The following is a 16,717-nucleotide window of genomic DNA, read 5'->3' as shown; positions in this document are numbered from 1 at the left end:
TTGCGAAAGTGGATCTTGGTCGTGGATGATCACGCTCTGTGGGACGTGGTGATCTGACGAATGGCCAGTGGGCCCGGCTGGAGCCGTTGTTGCCACAGGGCATCAAGCCGGGCCGTCCGCCGGTGTGGACGCGGCGGCAGCTGATAGACGGCATACGGTGGCGGACCCGGACAGGTGCTCCCTGGCGCGATGTGCCGGAACGCTACGGGCCCTGGGACCGGGTCTATGACCTGTTCCGCCGCTGGCAGCGGGATGGCACCTGGGCCAGGATCGTCACCCACCTCCAGGCCGAGGCGGATGCGAAGGGCCTGATCACCTGGGACGTGAACGTCGACTCCACCGTCTGCCGGGCCCACCAGCACGCGGCCGGGGCGGCGAAAAGGGGGACCTGCAAAAGGAGCCGCCCGGCGGCATTGCCGTCGAGCCGGCCGACCACGGCCTCGGACGCTCCCGAGGCGGTCTGACGAGCAAGATCCACCTTGCCGTCGAGCAGGGGCAGAAGCCTCTGTCGGTGCTGATCACGGCCGGGCAGCGAGGCGACTCTCCGCAGTTCGAGTCCGTCCTGGACGCGATCCGGGTGCCGCGGATCGGTCCTGGTCGACCCCGTAAGCGACCGGACCATGTGCGGGCCGATAAGGCGTACGACTCCCGCCGCAACCGGGCCTACCTGCGAAGACGCGGTATCAAGGCGACCATCCCGGTCCCGGCGGACCGAGTTCGCAACCGCCAGAAACTCGGCTCCCGAGGCGGTCGGCCGCCGAAGTTCGACAAGACCGACTACCGCGAGCGCCACGCGGTCGAATGCGGGATCAACCGCCTCAAGCGCCACCGGGCCGTGGCCACGAGATACGACAAGCTTGCCGTCCGTTACGAGGCGACCGTGCTGGTGGCAGTCCTCAACGAGTGGCTGTGACCAGTGGGTTTTGTCGTCGACCTCAGTCTGTCGGTGTCGGCACGGCGCAGGCATCGGCGATAGCCCGCGTGTCCCAGTAGAACGGACGGACCTCGGTGATCCGCCCGTCCTTGACCGTGATCGCTTGCAGAATGGGGAAGCTGAGTTCACGGCCGGTCGCGCGAGCGCGAGCACGGACCTTTGTGAGCACGACCGCAGTCTCACCGGTGGCCAGGAACTCCTGTTCCACCATCTCGAACGACTCCCACACCTCTCCCATCATGAGGAAGAACTGCGTCATGCCGTTGTGCCCACGCCAAGTGCCTCCGTAGGGCAGGGCATCTGCTTGATGCAGCTCGACATCCGGCGCAAAGAAGGGGGCGAGGAGGTCGAACGAAGCCTCGCCAGGGCCTCCCGCCGCCAGGTACTCCGCCTCAGCCGCATACATGCCGGTGAGAACTGTTGCTGACTCCGTAGTGGATGACATCGTCATGCCGCCAGCATGAGGACCACAGCAGGACCTTGCTGGCGGTAATCAGACATCGTTGTGCTGCACGGTCGGCACTTCCGCAACACGCCCTAGGCGGACCGGACGGGCCGGGACGGGGCGCCGGGCGCGTCCGGCGCCCGCCCGCCCGGCGCCGCGGGCCCGCTCAGCAGCGCGAGGGGGAGGGCGAGGGCGAGGGGCTGGCCAGGGCCGCCAGGGCCCTGCGGGCGTCCTTCTCCTCCGCCAGGGAGCGGAAGGCCTTGCCGATCACCAGGTCGATCTCGTCGCCCTTGCGGTCCACGGCCTTGACGCGGGCGCCGGGGAGCTGGGTGGCGAGGACGTCGAACGCGCCGGTGCGGTGCGCGCTCGGCGGGCCCATCAGCAGCCCGGCCTCCTTCACCTTCTTGTCGAGGGACGCCGGGGCGTTGGTCACCTCGCCGATCCGGAAGCCGCGCTTCTTCAGCGTGTCGGCGGTCTTCTTGGCCAGGCCGCTGCGGGTGGTGGCGTTGTAGACGTTGACCGTGACGGCCGACGGCTCGGGGTACGCGCCGGGGCCGGGCCGCGTGCCCTTCCCGGTGGCCCCGGGCCGCTGCCCGGGCTTGTCGGTGGGCCGTGCCGAGGCGCCGCCGTCGCGTTCGCAGCCCCGCGCCGCGGCGGCCCGCACGGTGTCGCCACCGCCGGTGTAGACGTCGATGAGCTGCACCGTCCCCCAGGAGAGGACCCCGAGGCCGACGGCCACCGCGACGGTGGTGACGGCGATCCTGCGGCGTCTGCGCGGGCGGCGCATGCGCGGGTAGCTGTTACCCGTGATGCGGTACTTACCGCCCATGCCGGGAGGAGTGAGCATGCTCATGGGCGCAGCGTAGTGCGGGGACGCCGTAATGCCTACTAAACGATCAATACCCGCACCGCAGTCCGCCCCGAAAGGGTCAATGGGAGCGCCCGTGGCGACCCGCCGCGGGCGCGTCAGTCGAGTTCGAGCACGCGGGCGTGCAGCACCTGCCGCTGCTGGAGAGCCGCCCGTACGGCGCGGTGCAGACCGTCCTCCAGGTAGAGGTCGCCGTTCCACTTCACGACGTGCGCGAACAGATCGCCGTAGAAGGTGGAGTCCTCGGCGAGCAGGGTCTCCAGGTCGAGCTGACCCTTGGTGGTGACGAGCTGGTCAAGGCGCACCGGCCGTGGGGCAACATCCGCCCACTGGCGGGTGCTCTCCCGGCCGTGGTCGGGGTACGGCCGCCCGTTTCCGATTCGCTTGAAGATCACACGGAAAGCCTACCGGTCCGGCGGCTCCGGGCGCAGCCTTCCGGAGGCGGCTCGGAGCGGGTGTCCGGCGCCGGAGCGGCCCGTGCGCACCGGTGTGGACCCCGGCCCGGCCGGACGGGGACACGGCGCGGCGCGGGGATGCGGCGCCCTGCGCACGACACGCCGTGTGCGCCGGGGCGGGTGCCCCGGCGCACACGGCTGCCGGACGGAGCGGACCGCGGTCCGGGCCGGGTCGGCGCCGGACCGGGCCGGGTCAGGAGGTGACGTCGTGGTCGTGGTCGTGCAGACCGCCGCCGCTGCCCGCCGTGCCCTCGGTGGGCTCGAACGGCACCTCCTCGCGGAGGGAGGCCGTGTCCCAGGCGTAGGTGCCCACGGCGTGGGCGATCACGTCGACGTTGATGCCGAGCGCCTCGGTGCTGACGTTCTCCAGGTCGTCGCACGCCTGGTGGTAGCACGCGTCGTAGGCGACCCCGGGCTCGCCGCCCCACAGGGCGGCCTCCTCCTCGCTCTTGATGCCCTCGGCGCCGGTGAAGGTGCCGCCGGAGGGGATGCCGGCCTCGATGAACGGGCCGTAGTCGGACCGGCCGGTGAAGTCGGTGCCGCGCGGCTCGTGGCCCTGCGACCGGATGAACTCGTTGATCGCGTGCTCCAGTTGCGCCGAGCCCTCGGGGCCGGCGCCGGCGCCCACGCCGTCGGAGTCGTCGCCGTCGTAGACGAACAGGCCGTAGTTCGGCGAGGCGATCATGTCGAAGTTGAGGTAGAGGGCGATCTTCTCGCGCTCGGCCGCGGGGAGGTTCGCCACGTAGTGCTCCGAGCCCTGCAGGCCCAGTTCCTCGGCGGACCACAGCGCGAAGCGCACCTTGTTGGGGTGCTTGCCCTTGCGGTCGGCCTTGGCGAGCTGGAGGGCGGCCTCCAGGATGCCCGCCGAGCCGGAGGCGTTGTCGTTGATGCCGGGGCCGTCGGCGACGGAGTCCAGGTGGGCGCCGAGCATCACCACGTTGTCGGGGTCGCCGCCGCGGGTCTCGGCGATGACGTTGGGCGTGCTGCGCACCTCCTGGAACTCGCGGATCTCCAGGTTGACGGTGACCGTGCCCTGGGCGGCCCTGGCCGCCAGCGCCTCGCCCGCCTCCCGGCTGATGCCGCCGGTGGGGATGCGGCCCGCGGAGACGTCGCCGATGGTGCCGTTGAGCTCCCCGTCGGTGTTGTTGTAGATGACGGCGCCGACCGCGCCCGCGTCGGCGGCCGCGGCCTGCTTCTCGGCGAAGGTGCAGCCGCCGCGCCGGATCAGCGCGATCTTGCCGGTGAAGTCGCCGGAGGCGAAGTCCCCGGCGGTGCAGCCGGTGGTGCCGTCCGCGTCCACGGGCACGGCCGCGACGGCGGCCTCGACGCCGCCGGCGGGGGTGCTCCTGGTGTACGTCATCAGCTTGACCGGCACCTCGTACCGCTCGGGCGTGAGGACGGTGAGCTTCTCCGCGAGCGTCTCGCGGTAGACGAAGTCGAAGTTCTGGTACGTGACCCGGTAGCCGGCGGCCTTGAGCAGCGTGCCCGCGTACTGGGCGGACCAGGCGTGGCCGTCGGCGCCCGCGGCGCGGTTGTCGTCGTGGAGCCTGGCGATCGCCTGGAACGCCCGCAGGTGCCTCATGGCGCCCTCGGCACCGGCCTGCCGGACCAGCTTCCTCGCCAGGTGCTCCCCCTGCCTGCCCGGGTCGGGGGTCGCCGAGGCGGGGGCGGCGGAGGCGGCGAGCAGCAGCGGGGTGGCGAGGGACGCGGCTGCCGCGACCGCGACCGCCCTGGTGAACCTGCGCTTCCTGCCTCTGCGGAGAGGTGCGTGCACGGGAGAATCCTTCCGGTGCGGACAGCGGGGACAGAGCTGTTCGGCGTGGGGGATTGCGTGTCCGGGTTGCGGACGCGGTGGAAGGGAAGGTAGCGACGGAACGGCTCCGTGGGAATGAGTGGGACACAACTGGCCCGGATTGGCCCACGCGGACCGCCCGCACGGCGATGCCGGACCGCAGTCCCCGAAGTCCCGTGGTATGCGGGCGTCTTGCGGCCGGAGCGCCCCGGCCGGAACGGTCCTCAGACGCCGCGGCCCAGCTCGTCCGGCCCGTCCTCCCGCTCCCCGGGGGAGTGCTCCGGCGGGAACCACTGGTCGAGCAGCGCGTTGCGGAACGTGCCCGCCGGGTCGAGGCGGCGCAGCAGGGCGCGGAAGTCCTCCCAGCGCGCGTAGGAGGCGCGCAGCGTGCCGGGGGAGGTGGCGGACAGCTTCCCCCAGTGGGGCCGGGCGTCGAAGGGGGCGAGCGCCTCCTCGACGCGGAGCAGCACGGGGGCGACGGCGCGGGCGTCGGGGAGCCAGGTGAAGTGGAAGGCGAGGCTGTCCCGGCCGTGGGCGGGGCTGAGCCAGTGCGGGTCGGCGGCCACGGTGCGTATCTCGGACACCTGGAGGACGGGGGCGAGCAGCGGTCCGATCTCCTTCAGCGCGCGGACGGCCTCGGCGGCCCGGTCGCGGGGCACGAAGTACTCCGACTGGAGCTCCTGCCCGGCACTGGGCATGAACCCGGCGCGGAAGTGGGGGAGCCGCTCGTCCCACGGCCCGGGCACGCCCTGCTGCTCGGTGGCGTTCTCCGTGGGCATCCCCTCGATCGGGTGGCGGGGGCCGTCGGCGGGCCGGGCGCCGGTCCAGGCCAGGTCGGGCAGGGGGTCGCCGACCCGCCGTTTGGCCCACACCCGCAGCGGACCGGCCCAGTCGGTGAAGGCGCTGACGCTGTACGCGGCGCCCAGGATCTCCCCGACGTGCTCGGTGAACACCGGCCAGGAGAGCCCCTCGTAAACGTGCTGCTCGATCTCGAACCCCTCGCACGCCTCCACGGTGAGGGCGGTGACGACCCCCAGGGCCCCGAGCGAGACCACGCTCCCCTCGAAGAAGTCGTCGCTGCCGCGCGAGACGGTGACCGTGCCGCCGTCCGCGGTCACCAGCTCCACCGACCGCACGGCGGCGGCCAGCGTGCCGCCGGTGTCCCCCGAGCCGTGCGTGCCGGTGGCGTACGCGCCGGCGAGGGTGAAGTGCGGGGTGGACGGCAGGTTGGGCAGGGCCAGCCCGTGCCGCCGCAGCACCGGGCACAGCTCGGCGAACCGCACGGCGCCGCCGACCCGGACCGTCCGGCCGGCGGAGTCGACCTCGATCGCGCGGGCGCCGGGCAGCCCGTCGAGCCCGATCAGGACGCCCGTGGTGTCGGCGATCCGGTTGAAGGAGTGCCCCGAGCCCAGCACCCGGACGCGGTCGCCCGCCGCGACGGTCTCCCGCAGCTCCCCGAGCGACGCCGGGCGGTGCAGGGCCCGTGCGGCGAACTCCACGTTCCCCGCCCAGTTCGTCGGCGTCGCGGCCATCGTGCCTCCCTGGCGTCGGCTCCCCGGATCGCCGGCCGGCGCTCCGGCCGGGTGTCGGCCGTGCGAGCGTACGGCACCGGCCCCGCCGCGGCACCGGCCCCTCCGCGGCACCGGCCTCAGTCGGGCCGGTGCCGCAGGGGGATCGAGCCGCGTTCGCGGATTCCGTCCAGGACGGCGCGGTCGACCGCCGGGCGGGGGGCGGGCGTGGCCGCGGTCAGCCTGATGGTGCCCCGGTCGGACAGGGCCGTGCGCCACTCGGCGAGCGTGGGCCGGGTGCCGTACGGGCCGGCCGCCTCCGCGAACCGCGCCCGTACGGCCGTCTCCTGCCGCTCGTCCAGCGCGCCCGGGACGAGCGGGAGCGGCCCGCCGGGCGTGACGTAGGCGTCCTGCGCGAGGATGCGGCCGACCGCCAGGGCCGCCTTGTAGCGGTCGCTGTCCACCGTGACCGTGCCGGGCGGGGCCAGCGGGTCGCCCCAGTCCGGGGTGTCGGCCTGGGCGAGCACCGGGGGCTCGCCCGTGACGCGGAACCCGTCGCAGTCCAGCAGGTACACCGCCGGCCCGGGCCGCACCGTCCACAGCACGTTGGCCTGCGAGACGTCGCCCAGCACCAGCCCCCAGCCGTGGAGCCGGTCGATCAGCTCCACCAGGGCCAGCGCCAGTTCGCGGCGCCCGCCGGGCTCGGGCTGGACGATGTCCCGCCAGGCCGGCCTGGGCTCGCGCAGCAGGAACTGGAGCTCGGTCAGCTTGGTGTCGCCGCCGGCCGTGCGCCAGGTCATCTCCGCGGGCGCCCGCCGCATCAGGAACCCGGCGGCGCGTCCGCCGTCCAGGACCCGGCACAGCGGCCACGCGGCCTGCGCGTCCAGCCGGTCGCGTTCCCCGGGCGGCAGCGCGCGGCGTACGGCGACGAGCGCGGCGAGGGCCTGCCCGTCGACCAGGGCCGGGGCGCGGTAGCCCTTGTAGAGCAGGTCGTCCCGGCCGGCCACGGCGAGCACCTCGCCCTGGCCCCCGTCGCCGACCTTGCCGCCGAGGGGGAGCGAGGAGAGCGGCACGTCGGCGCCGTCCTCGGCGGTCACCGGACCCCCTCCCACAGGCAGACGACGGTGCGGTCGTCGTCGTAGGACTTCACCCGGGCCTGGAGCTGCCACAGGAAGTCCGAGGGCTGGGGGACGGGCGCGGTGCCGCCCCACTGCTCCGCCAGGAACATGCGCAGTCCCGCCTCGCCCGCCAGCGGCCCGGAGAAGCCGTCCGTGCACAGCACGAGCACGTCCCCCGGCTCGGCGGGGTCCAGGAGCCACGTCACGACCCGCTGGTAGGCGTCCGGCAGGGCCGCCGTGCCGGTGTCGATGACCCCGGACCCGTCCGGGGTCACCGCGGGGTGGCCGATGTCCCACCAGCCCTCGCCGCGCAGCCGGAACAGCCCGCCGTCCCCGACGGCCAGGAAGCCGCGCACGGCGACGTGCGGGTCGAGCGGCACCAGCAGGGCCCGCAGCGTGGTGGCGTACTCCGCGCCCGGGGCGCCCAACAGGGCCCGCAGCTCTCCGGCGGCGTCGGCCACCGCCTTGTTGACCAGCCCGCTGAAGGTGGCGGCGTCCTGGGCGCGCAGGGCCGCCTCCAGGTCTCCGGCGACGGGGTCCAGGTGCTCGGCCGCCAGGCAGACGGCGGCGTGCGAGCCGCGGTGCGACCGGGGTGCCGAGCCGACGCCGTCCGCCACCGCCAGCAGGAGCAGGCCCTGTCCGTCCGCGCCGTCCGCGCCGGACGTGCCGGGTACGCCGGACGTGCCGAGCCGGGTCACGCACAGCGCGTCCTGCCGGCACTCGCCCTGCCAGCGGTGGGAGTCGCCCCGCACCGAGGCGGCCCGCACGGTCAGGGGGCCGTACTCCGCGCCGTCGAGGACGGTGTCGGGCAGTACGGCGGCGAGCAGGTCGCCGCCGCGGGCGGAGGGCAGCCCCCGGGGCCTGGGGGGATAGCTCGGCGGGCGGGGGCCGATGTGGTGGAGGCCGCCGCGCGGCGCGTCGGGCGGGGGTGCCGCGCGGCGCGGCCGGATGGCCTCCCGGAGGCCGGGCGGGAGGCCGTCGAGCAGGTCGCCGTCCGCGCCGTCCCCGGTGTGCCCGGTGGTCCCGGTGCCTGTGGTGTCCGTCGTCTCGTCGTCCACGGTGAACTCCCGGGTGCTCAGAGCTTGTCGAGGGAGACCGTGCTGAACCCGGGCACGTTCTCGTCCACGGCCAGGGTGAAGCCGGAGCTGCCGTCGGCGGAGATGCTGCTCGCGGAGCGCACGATGGAGCGGGTGAGGCTGGCCGCGAACTCGCGCAGGGCGGCGGCGGGCGAGACCGAGGTTCCGTCCTGGTTCTGCATGAACGCGCGGAAGTTCGCGACCTGGGAGATGGTCGCGGTGTCCGCGGCGCCGATGCCGAAGGCGATGATCTTCGGGCAGTAGCGGGAGGACGTCAGGTCCTTCAGCGCCTGCTCCCAGCCGGGGTCGGTGGGCACCCCGTCGGAGAGGAAGAAGACGACGGGCCGGTAGACCTCGTGGCCCTCGGCCTTCAGGGCGGCGACGTCCGACTCGACGCACTGCCGGAGGGTGCGGAAGGCGTGGCCGTAGGAGGTCACCCCGCCGGCGGCGAGCGCGGGCAGCTCCTCCAGCTCGCTGAGGTCCACCAGCGGCTGGAGGACCTTCGCGTCGTCGGAGAAGCCGATCAGCGCGAAGCGGGTCTTGTCGGCCACGGTCGGGTTGGTGCTGATCTCCTGGTGGAGGGCGGGGAGCGCGCCGTTGATCGCGTCGATCGGTTCCCCGCTCATCGAGCCGGATTCGTCGCACACCAGGTAGAAGGGCAGGATCTGCACGGGAGTTCTCCTCGGAGTCGGAGTCGGGCTCGGGGGCCGGGGCCGGGCGGGAAGGGGCCGGCCCGTTTCAGTGGGTGTAGAAGTAGATCTCCAGGTCCGCGTGGCCGCCCGCCCCTCCGAGGTCCATGAAGTCGCGGGTGGTCGTCCTCTCGAACATCTCCGGGCGGGCCTCGGGCAGCAGGGAGTTGATCCGGCGGGCGTAGGCGATGCCGGCGCCCGGATCGCGGTTGCGGCCGAAGGTGAGGACGATGGCGGCCTCGCGGCCGGCGTACTTCCCGGTGGCGGCGCGCAGCCGCTCGACGATGCGGCGGCGGTCGGTGGAGGCCGCGTCGACGGACACCTTCACCGGCCTGCGCTCCACGGCGCGCGGACCGGACGGCTTCGGCTTCGGTTCCGGCTTCGGCTTGGCGGAGGGGCCGGCCGAGGCGGAGCCGGGCCGCCTCGCCGCCTCGGCCGCCTTCACCGGGTCGCCCTGGTCGCCCATCGCCACCAGGGCGAGGACCAGCAGCATGTCGGCGAAGAGCCAGCCGGCCAGGTGCAGCGGGTTCAGCCGCGGCCGGCGGCGGCCCGTCACCGGGCCTCCGCCAGGTCGTCGGCCTGCTCCACGCCGACGGCGTCCCCGGGTCCCGGACGGTCCCCGGCCCGGCCTCCGGCCGGCGGCTCGCGCAGCAGCGCGGCCAGTTCGGCGAACCGCTCGGCGGCGGTCCGCAGCGCGTCGGTCTGCTCGGCGAGGCGGTGGGCCGCGTCCTGGGAGGTGGTGACGGCCCGGGCGGTCTGCCCGGCGACCTCGTCGAGGCGGGTCAGGGCCCGGCCGGTGAGGTCGGCCGCCACCTCGGTGCTGGTGGTGAAGGAGCGCTGGGACGCGGCGAGGGTGGTGACCGCGTCCTCGACGCGCTCGCCGGCCCGCTCCAGCCGGTCGCGGATCTCGCCGCTCACGGTGTGCACCTCCCCGAGCGTCCGCGTCAGGGAGGCGTCGCCGTCGCGCACCGCCGTCTCGATGCGTACGGCCGCCTCCTCCAGGGGGCGCACGGCGGAGTCGACGCCCGCGAGCCTGCGCTCGGCGCCGCCGACCGCCTCGCCGACCTGCTCGGCCGCGGTCTCCAGGCTCTGCTGCACTTTGGCGGCCTTGGTGACCAGGCGGTTCAGGGTGGCGGCGGCCTTGGTGAGTTCGGCCGCGAAGCGTCCCGGGGAGCCGAGCCGTTCCTCGTTGAGGAGGAGCTGGGCCCTGGTGAGCACCGGCACCAGCCGGGCGAGCAGGTCGTCCGCGTTCCGCCGGGCGGCCTCCTCGGCGCGGTCGGCGTGGGCGCGGCGCGCCCCGTGCACGGCGGCGAGCACCAGCAGCAGGAGGATGGATAAGGTGGCGGTCCCGGCCACGTGGCCGAAGGTGAACCAGCCGGTCAGGTGCCCCTCGAAGCCGGTCTGCCACAACTGCAGGAACGGCCGGGCGGCCTGCTTGGGGTCGGCGCCGGCCAGCGCCTCGTACGCGCTGGACGCCTTGGTCAGGCCGAACCAGGTGAGCAGCAGCGGCACGAAGACCAGGGCGCCGATCCCGGCCTCCAGCCAGGTGAAGAACGCGGGCTCCGGGCGCGTACGGGCGGCGTGGTGGACGCTCTCGGGCCGGGCGAACGCCTGGACGAGGTCCAGCTCGGTCCAGGGTTCGACGTCCCCGTCGCCGGTGCCCAGCAGGGCTTTCGCGAGTGCGCGGAGTTCGTCGCGCCGGGAGGCGAGCCCCGGTTCGTCCGCGAGGTGCGTGATCTGTGCGGCGACCTTCTGCCGGTCCGCCAAGGCCCCTACGGGCATGTCCACCCCCATGAAAGACACCGGGGAGGAGGAGCGGTCCGCTGTCCGCCCGTCGCGTGATGGCGCCCCAACCCCCCGTGCACGGCGCCACGGTCGGCGTACCGCCGTGGGCGGCCGATCGTAGCGCGGACCCCCATGCTCCGGGGCGAACTTCCGAATTCGTACGCCGCGGTCCGCGGAGGTCCGGTTGACTGGGGGGATGGGGATGCCGGAGGACCGTCCGCGCGGGGTGATCAGGCTGCGCGGTCCGGGCGGGAGGGCCCGTGACACCACGCTGACGGCGGCGGCGCCCGCCGCGCGGATCGCGGGACGCGGGGTCCTCCAGGCGAACCTCCGGTGGCCCCCCGGGGCCGACGTGGACCTGGACCTGGGCTGTCTGGTGGAGTTCGCCGACGGGGGCACGGCGGTGGTCCAGGCGCTGGGCGACACCTACGGCTCGCTCTCCTCGTGGCCGTACGTCGCCCTCGACCAGGACGACCGCACCGGCGACGCCTCCGACGGGGAGACCCTGCGCGTGAACCTGGAGCACCGCGCCCTCTTCCGCCGCCTGCTGTTCTACGCGTACGTCTACGAGGGCGCGGTGGACTTCCGGCGGCTGGGCGCGGTGGTCACCCTGGCGACGCCCTCCGCCGGACCCTCCTCCGGGTCCTCCTCCGGCGGCCACCGGATTCCGCTCGACGACTCGCCGCCGGGGGCGGTGGCCTGCGCGGTCGCCCTGGTCACGGTGCGCGGGGCCGAACTCGCCGTCCGCCGGGAGACGCGCTGGTTCACCCCGGAGCCCGGGGTGTTCCACCAGGAGCGGATCGACCGCGCGTACGGCTTCGGCCTGGAGTGGTTCCCCGCGGAGAAGCCGCCGCGCTCCTGATCCGGCGCCCCGGTGATCCGGCGGTCCGGCGGTCCGCGGCCGGGCCCCCGCGCACGGTGTGCGCGGGGGCCCGGTGTCACTCGGGTGGTGCTCCTCCTTCGCCGCTCCTTCTCCGCCGGTGTGCGTCACGCCGCCATCTGGGGCTTGAGCAGGACCTTGGTCCAGCCGTTGTCCCGCCGGTCGAAGTGCTGGTACGCGTCCGGCGCCTCGTCGAGCGGGAGCCTGTGGGAGACCACGAAGCTGGGGTTGGCCCGCCCGGCGATGATCATGTCGCGCAGCTGGCGGTTGTACATCTTGACGTTGGCCTGGCCGGTGCCCATGCGCAGGCCCTTCTCGAAGAACCTGCCGACCTTGAAGAGCAGTTCGCCCTTCTTGGCGGTCTCGCTGGGGCCTCCGGGGTCCGAGGGCACGTACAGGCCGACGACTCCGAGCATCCCGGTGGGGCGCACGGCCTCGATCAGGGTGTTGAGCACCATCGCCGGCTGCTCCTCGCCCTCGGCCACCGTGGCCTGGTAGCCCACGGCGTCGATGCCCTTGTCGGTGCCCTCGCCGCCCGTGTGCTCCTTGATCTGTTCGGCGGCGTCGCCCTTGCTGTAGTCGATCGGAGTGGCGCCGATCTCGGTGGCGACCCGGAGCCGGTCCGGCTGCCGGTCGACGACGAAGACGCGGGAGGCGCCGCGCAGGAGCGCGGAGTAGGCCGCCATGAGCCCGACCGGTCCGGCGCCGAACACGCACACGCTCTCCCCGGGGGAGACCTGGGCCAGCTCGGTCGCGTGGTAGCCGGTGGGGAAGATGTCGGCCAGCAGCGCGAAGTCGTCCTCGTGCTCGTCGCCCGGGGGCAGCTTCAGGCAGTTGAAGTCGGCGAACGGTACCCGCAGGTACTCGGCCTGGCCGCCGGTGAAGGGGCCCATCGACACGTAGCCGTAGGCTCCGCCGGCGAATCCCTCGTTGACGGTCAGGCAGAAGCCCGTCCTGCCGGCCAGGCAGTTCTTGCAGAATCCGCAGGCCACGTTGAACGGCAGGACGACCCGGTCGCCCTTCTTGATCGAGGTGACGCCGGAGCCGGTCTCCTCCACGACGCCCATGTTCTCGTGGCCGAACACGATGCCCGGCTCCGCGCCGGTGCGTCCCTCGTACATGTGCAGGTCGGAGCCGCAGATCGCCGTCGTGGTGACCTTGATGACCACATCGGTGGGGGACTCGATCCGGGGGTCGGGGACCTCTTCCACGGCCACGCTGAACGGCTCTTTGTAGACGACGGCTTTCACTGGTGCCTCCTTGTGGGGAGTACGGCGTTCACGCTCCGTGTGCGTGTGTCATCAGCCGTGTGGCGCCCGCATGTCCCGTGCGGTGGCATTCGGACATATGGGGTATTTCACCTGGTCGGGTCTCCTTGCTGGAGGGGGTGAAACCTTTCGGGGGGCCGCATTGCCGGGAAAATCCGCGCGAGGGCGCACGGCCCCGGAGCGGCACTGCGGACGCCCTCCGAACGCCGCCGCGCAAGCCGGGCCGTGCGCGACCGCTGTGGACTGCGCGGAAAGCCACTAACCTGACATTCAGGACCGCCGACCCAGGGCGACGCCGGGCGCGGCCCCGGGCCGCCGGGACGTCCACGGACCGCTCGGGGGCCGTCCGGCACCGCCCCCACCGTGATCGAGCGGATGCCATGGAACCGCACGACTTCCCCCTCGTCGCCGCAGTCCTCGCCCTCTCCGCCGCGGTGGGGCTGCTGGCCGTCCATCTGCGGCAGCCGCTGATCGTCGCCTTCATCGGGGTCGGCATCCTGGTCGGTCCCGCGGGCACCGGCTGGGTGGAGGCCTCGGGCACCGTCGAACTGCTCGCCCGGCTGGGCATCGCGGTCCTGCTGTTCCTGGTGGGACTCCGGCTCGATCTGCACCTGGTCCGCACCACCGGCCCCGTCGCGCTGGCCACCGGGCTCGGCCAGGTCCTGTTCACCTCGGCGATCGGCTACTTGATCGTGCTCGCGCTGGGCCTGGACGCCGTGGCGGGGCTCTACGTCGCGGTCGCGCTCACCTTCTCGTCCACGATCATCATCGTGAAGCTGCTCTCCGACAAACGGGAGATGGAGCAGCTCCACGGGCGCGTCGCGGTGGGCTACCTCATCGTCCAGGACATCGTCGTGGTGCTGGTCATGATCGCGCTGACCGCGTTCGGACAGCAGGCCGGCGGGGACGGCGAAAACGTCGCCCTGGACATCGCGCTGGTCGTCGCCAAGGGGCTGGGGCTGCTGGCCGGGATCGGCCTGCTGATGCGCTACGTCCTGCCGCCGCTGCTGCACCGCGTCGCCCGGTCCCAGGAACTGCTGGTGCTCTTCGGCATGGCCTACGCCGTGTCGGTCGCCGCGCTGAGCGAGGGGCTGGGCTTCAGTTCCGAGGTCGGGGCGTTCCTGGCGGGCGTCTCCCTGGCGTCCACCCCCTACCGCGACGCCCTGGGCGCCCGGCTGGCCAGCCTGCGCGACTTCCTGCTGCTGTTCTTCTTCCTCGAACTGGGCGCCCGGCTGGAGTTCACCGGCGCCGCCGCGTGGATCACCGAGGCGGTGGTCCTGTCGGTGTTCGTGCTCGTCGGCAAACCGCTGATCGTCACCGCCATCATGGCCGCCATGCGCTACCCGGTGCGGGTGGGCTTCCTCACCGGGCTCACGGCCGCCCAGGTCTCGGAGTTCTCCCTCATCCTCGCCGCGCTCGGGTACGGGCTCGGCCACATCACCGCCGCCACCGTCGGCCTGATCACCGTCGTGAGCCTGGTCACCATCGGCGGCTCCACCTACCTCGTCCTCAACTCCGACCGGGTCTACCGGCGCCTGGAGCGCCGGCTGGCGCGGTTCGACCGGACCGACAGCCGCAGGACGGAACTCACCGGCATCCACCGGGACGTCGACGTCATCCTCTACGGGCTGGGCCGCTTCGGCGGCCCCCTGGCCGGCCGGCTCGGCGCCGCCGGGCACCGCGTCCTGGCCGTGGACTTCGACCCGCGCCGGGTGCGGCGCAACGACCGGGCGGGGGTGACCGCGGTCTTCGGCAGCGCCGAGGACGTGCACTTCCTGGAGTCCCTGCCGCTGAGCCGGGCCCGCTGCGTGATCAGCACCATCTCCCTGGCGGAGACCAACAGGGCCCTGCTGCACGGCCTGCGGCACCACCGCTACCGGGGCGGGATCGCCCTCACCGCCCACACCCGGCACGTCGCCGAGCAGCTCCGCGCCGAGCGGGTGGACCTCGTCATCGAGCCCTTCGGCTTCGCCGCCTCCGTCGCGGCCGAGGCGGTGGAGGAGCTGCTGCGCAGATGACGTCCCGCCCCGGGCCGGGCACGGCCGCCGGAGCGGCCGGGCCCGGGCTGTTCCGCGGGTTTCCCGAAGGAGGTCAGAGGGCGGCGGAGACCAGCCGGAAGGACTGGGCCGCCGAGCCGTCGCAGGGCCGCTGGGACAGGCGGGCGCCGTCGGCGGTGGAGGAGCCGTCGACGGTCAGGCACTTGCCGCTGTGGCGGGCGACGAACCGGTGGCCGCCGGAGCCGGCCGGCTCGGCGCGCCACTGCTGGTTGGTGTTGCCCGTGTAGCTCCACAGGTGGACGCGGACGCCGTCGGCGGTCGCGCCGGCGCCCCCGTCGACGTCCCACACCCGCAGGTTGTGCCGGTTGACCACCTGGTAGTGGCCGTCGCCGACCGGCCGCAACTGCCAGTTCTGGTTGGCCTGGTCCGGGCCGCCGCACGCCCACTGCTGGAGCTGGGTGCCGTCCGCGGTGCCCCAGTCCACGGCGTCCAGGCAGCGGCCGCTGCCGCTGTTGACCACCTGGTACCAGCGGGCGGGGTCGATGCCGTCGGCGGGCGGCGTGGTGCCGCCGTTCCAGACGAAGGTGGCCACGGCACCGGCGGGCAGGGTGTAGTCGAGCGAGCGCCCGCCGTCGGTGATCGAGAACCGCTGCGCCGAGGAGGCGGTGTTCACCACGTACGCGGCCCGCGAGCCGTCCGGGTTCTGGAAGGCCACGTTCTGGACCGAGCCGCTGCCCCCGCCGGTGGAGCCGATGCGGGTGGCACCGGCCTTCACGAACTTGGTGAGGTGGCCCAGGACGTAGTACTCGGCGTTCCGGGTGACCCGGCCGTTCGCGATCTCCACCACGCCGTTGCAGCGGGTCTGGCAGTGGCCCTGGTGCGGGCCGCCGTTCGCGTCGAGGGCGAGGTTCCAGGTGATGACGGTCTCGCCGCCGTTGCGCATGTTGCGCACGACGAGGTTCTCCGCGTGCCAGCGGAGGGTGTCGGCGAAGGTGGCGGCGGGGTCGGCGCTGTCGGTGCCGGAGCACTCGGTGAAGAAGACCCGCTTGCCGGTCCGGCGGATCTGGTCCTGGGCCTCGGGGCTGCCGCCGTAGCAGTGGAAGGCGGCGCCGATCACCCGGTTGACGCCGGCGGTGGCGGAGAGGACCTGGAGCGGGTAGTCGGGGCGGTCCCAGTTGTGGTCGTAGGCCAGGATGTTGGTGGGCAGGCCCGCGGCGGAGAGGGCGCGGTCCAGGACCTTGACGAAGTCGGCCTGCTGGTCCGCCGGCATGCTCGTGGACGGGTAACTGGTGGCGAACAGGGGCTCGTTCTGCACCGTCAGGTCGGTGAGGGTGATGCCCTGCTGCCCGTACGCGCGGACGGCCCTGACCAGGTAGTCGGCGTAGGCCTGGTGGTGCTCGGGTTTGAGGCTGCCGCCGTTGAGGGAGCCGCCGGTCTTCATCCACGCGGGCGGGGACCAGGGGGAGCCCATGAAGCGGATGGCCGGGTTGACCGCGGTGGCCTGCTTCAGGACGGGGATGATCTCCCGGGTGTCGCGCTCGATGGTGAAGGCGCCGGGGGTGTCCTCGTAGGTGTAGAAGCCGCCCGCGTTGAAGTCGGTGCTGCCGAGCGGCTGGCGCAGGTAGTTGAGGCCGATGCCGTCGCCGTCGGCGGAGAACAGGGACCTCATCAGGGAGGCCCGCTGGTCCTGCGGGAGGCCCTGGATCAGGTGCGCGGACGCCTCCGTCACCGAGGCCCCGGCCCCGGTGAACCGCTGGGCGGTGGCGGCCGGGTCGATCCGTATGTCGGTCGGCTGCGCGCCGGAGGTGAACGGCACCGAGCCGGCGTCGCGGAGCCTGCTGCCGCCGTCGGGGGTGGTGATCCACACCCGTGCGACGGGGTCGGCCGCCCGCGCGGTGTCCG

At 73.5% G+C, this 16,717-nt stretch carries 15 protein-coding genes; 3 read left to right on the top strand and 12 right to left on the bottom strand.

Translation table 11 applies throughout. The features are described 5' to 3' along the window. Positions 1–38 precede the first annotated feature (38 nt). Positions 39–913 (top strand): IS5 family transposase gene (locus VE546_RS12205; RefSeq protein WP_414720466.1). Its coding sequence is split into 2 segments (ribosomal slippage): positions 39–383 and positions 386–913, totalling 873 coding nucleotides; the frame shifts between segments, so codons are not numbered across the junction. A 22-nt stretch (positions 914–935) separates the two neighbouring features. Here the strand turns inward: VE546_RS12205 and VE546_RS12200 are convergent. The 10 genes from VE546_RS12200 to VE546_RS12155 form a co-directional block, all read right to left on the bottom strand. After that, positions 936–1,385, bottom strand: coding sequence for a nuclear transport factor 2 family protein (locus tag VE546_RS12200; protein WP_264243114.1), 450 nt, complete (start codon positions 1,383–1,385; stop codon positions 936–938). A gap of 160 nt (positions 1,386–1,545) precedes the next feature. Further along, a complete protein-coding gene (locus VE546_RS12195) occupies positions 1,546–2,232 on the bottom strand; it encodes a LytR C-terminal domain-containing protein (RefSeq protein WP_324921529.1) in 687 nt (228 codons plus the stop codon). A 113-nt stretch (positions 2,233–2,345) separates the two neighbouring features. Further along, positions 2,346–2,642, bottom strand: coding sequence for a type II toxin-antitoxin system VapB family antitoxin (locus VE546_RS12190; protein WP_031508611.1), 297 nt, complete (start codon positions 2,640–2,642; stop codon positions 2,346–2,348). A gap of 253 nt (positions 2,643–2,895) precedes the next feature. Further along, entirely contained in the window at positions 2,896–4,476 is a 1,581-nt protein-coding gene (locus VE546_RS12185; protein WP_324921526.1) for a M28 family metallopeptidase, read from the bottom strand. 242 nt (positions 4,477–4,718) lie between these two features. Further along, entirely contained in the window at positions 4,719–6,026 is a 1,308-nt protein-coding gene (locus VE546_RS12180) for an FAD-binding protein (RefSeq protein WP_324921525.1), read from the bottom strand. Between the two features lie 116 nt (positions 6,027–6,142). Further along, complete coding sequence (locus tag VE546_RS12175) at positions 6,143–7,099, bottom strand: hypothetical protein (protein ID WP_324921523.1); 957 nt, start codon at positions 7,097–7,099, stop codon at positions 6,143–6,145. Further along, on the bottom strand, positions 7,096–8,178 hold the full coding sequence (locus VE546_RS12170) for a protein phosphatase 2C domain-containing protein (protein ID WP_324921522.1): 1,083 nt from the start codon (positions 8,176–8,178) through the stop codon (positions 7,096–7,098). The genes VE546_RS12175 and VE546_RS12170 overlap by 4 nt, the downstream gene beginning before the upstream one ends. A 17-nt stretch (positions 8,179–8,195) precedes the next feature. Then, complete coding sequence (locus VE546_RS12165) at positions 8,196–8,867, bottom strand: vWA domain-containing protein (RefSeq protein ID WP_324921520.1); 672 nt, start codon at positions 8,865–8,867, stop codon at positions 8,196–8,198. Between the two features lie 67 nt (positions 8,868–8,934). Further along, positions 8,935–9,378, bottom strand: a complete 444-nt coding sequence (locus VE546_RS12160; RefSeq protein WP_414720468.1) for a hypothetical protein — start codon at positions 9,376–9,378, stop codon at positions 8,935–8,937. A gap of 59 nt (positions 9,379–9,437) precedes the next feature. Then, on the bottom strand, positions 9,438–10,667 hold the full coding sequence (locus VE546_RS12155; RefSeq protein WP_324921517.1) for a methyl-accepting chemotaxis protein: 1,230 nt from the start codon (positions 10,665–10,667) through the stop codon (positions 9,438–9,440). A gap of 199 nt (positions 10,668–10,866) precedes the next feature. Here VE546_RS12155 and VE546_RS12150 point away from each other — a divergent pair, with 199 nt between their 5' ends. Further along, the gene (locus tag VE546_RS12150) at positions 10,867–11,532 is read left to right on the top strand and encodes a tellurium resistance protein (RefSeq protein WP_324921516.1); all 666 of its coding nucleotides are present in this window, start codon (positions 10,867–10,869) and stop codon (positions 11,530–11,532) included. Positions 11,533–11,657: 125 nt separating this feature from the next. Here VE546_RS12150 and VE546_RS12145 read toward each other — a convergent pair whose 3' ends face one another. Further along, positions 11,658–12,800: a glutathione-independent formaldehyde dehydrogenase gene (locus tag VE546_RS12145; RefSeq protein ID WP_324921514.1), complete on the bottom strand. Its 1,143-nt coding sequence runs from the start codon at positions 12,798–12,800 to the stop codon at positions 11,658–11,660. A 398-nt stretch (positions 12,801–13,198) separates the two neighbouring features. On the opposite strand from VE546_RS12145, the gene VE546_RS12140 reads away from it, so the two are divergent. After that, complete coding sequence (locus VE546_RS12140) at positions 13,199–14,836, top strand: cation:proton antiporter family protein (protein ID WP_324921513.1); 1,638 nt, start codon at positions 13,199–13,201, stop codon at positions 14,834–14,836. Positions 14,837–14,909: 73 nt separating this feature from the next. Here VE546_RS12140 and VE546_RS12135 read toward each other — a convergent pair. Continuing rightward, on the bottom strand, positions 14,910–16,717 hold a 1,808-nt coding region (locus VE546_RS12135; RefSeq protein ID WP_324921512.1), incomplete at its 5' end, for an RICIN domain-containing protein.

This window comes from Streptomyces sp. (assembly GCF_035644915.1).
Taxonomy (GTDB): Bacteria; Actinomycetota; Actinomycetes; order Streptomycetales; family Streptomycetaceae; genus Streptomyces.
The sequence above is the reverse complement of the archived record's forward strand: the minus strand, read 5'-3'. Positions and strand labels throughout refer to the sequence as shown.

Excerpts from the sequence above, each read along its gene's own strand:
- VE546_RS12155 (WP_324921517.1), bottom strand. The coding sequence starts at position 10,667 with ATGCCCGTAGGGGCCTTGGCGGACCGGCAGAAGGTCGCCGCACAGATC.
- VE546_RS12195 (WP_324921529.1), bottom strand. The coding sequence starts at position 2,232 with ATGAGCATGCTCACTCCTCCCGGCATGGGCGGTAAGTACCGCATCACG.
- VE546_RS12140 (WP_324921513.1), top strand. The coding sequence starts at position 13,199 with ATGGAACCGCACGACTTCCCCCTCGTCGCCGCAGTCCTCGCCCTCTCC.
- VE546_RS12150 (WP_324921516.1), top strand. The coding sequence starts at position 10,867 with ATGGGGATGCCGGAGGACCGTCCGCGCGGGGTGATCAGGCTGCGCGGT.
- VE546_RS12160 (WP_414720468.1), bottom strand. The coding sequence starts at position 9,378 with ATGCTGCTGGTCCTCGCCCTGGTGGCGATGGGCGACCAGGGCGACCCG.
- VE546_RS12200 (WP_264243114.1), bottom strand. The coding sequence starts at position 1,385 with ATGACGATGTCATCCACTACGGAGTCAGCAACAGTTCTCACCGGCATG.
- VE546_RS12180 (WP_324921525.1), bottom strand. The coding sequence starts at position 6,026 with ATGGCCGCGACGCCGACGAACTGGGCGGGGAACGTGGAGTTCGCCGCA.